General features: G+C 48.5%; 1 protein-coding gene. It reads left to right on the top strand.

Annotated features, from left to right (window positions below; all coding sequences use genetic code 11):
- On the top strand, nt 1-1,005 hold a 1,005-nt coding region (locus AC5V8P_RS25710; protein WP_495474074.1), incomplete at both ends, for a CapA family protein.

The following is a 1,005-nucleotide window of genomic DNA, read 5'->3' on the forward strand; positions in this document are numbered from 1 at the left end:
GCACAGGAGAATTCGTCCAATAAGGATGTAAACAACGATGATGATACACCCGTCGAGAAGAGAGAAAACGAGGACGTCAAACCATCAAACACGGACGATGCAAAATCCCCAGCAGTTACACTTCACTTCATAGGTGATGTGCAGTTTTCAGGTAAGGTTGAGCAGAGGCTAGAACAGAAGGGATATGATTTTCCATACCAATATCTCGGGAGTATGTTCCATAAAGACGATCTGACGATTGCCAATCTGGAAACACCGGTGACTACTAATGGCGTCAGTGCGTTAAATAAAACGTATGTGTATAAATCTTCGCCTAAGGCGCTAACTGCAATGGCGGCGGCAGGGATCGATGCTGTAAATTTGGCCAACAATCATATTTTGGATCAGGGGACGAGCGGATTACTGGATACCCTGAAATATTTGGATGAAAAGGGTATAGCTCATGCTGGAGCCGGACGCAATGCACAAGAAGCGTATGCACCGCATTATTTTGAACGCAATGGGATTAAAATTGCGTTGTTAGGGGCTACACGTGTTATGCCTGAAGCCAACTGGAATGCGGGTGCCAAACAGCCTGGTGTAGCAGGGGCCTATGATTCGACCGCTATCGTAAATTCCATTCGAGAGGCACGAAATCAGGCTGATTTGGTAATCGTGGTTGCCCATTGGGGCAAGGAGCGGGCTACGGCGCTTGAACCTCATCAAACCGAGTTATCACACGCTTTTATTGACGCCGGGGCCGATCTTGTCGTAGGCGGGCATCCTCATGTGCTGCAAGGGATGGAGCACTATAAAGGCAAATGGATTGCATACAGCACAGGCAATTTCATTTTTTCTAAATCAACGGTACCAGCCACTTGGGATACAGCGATATTTCAGGCCACCTGTACCCGCAACGGGGCTTGTAAGATGAAGCTAACCCCTTACCGAGCGGAGCTGGGTCAGCCGATCCCATTGAAAGATGCAGAGGCCAGCAAAATCTTGCAGAGAGTAGCGGCACTGTCA

This window comes from Paenibacillus sp. N119s (assembly GCF_059447605.1).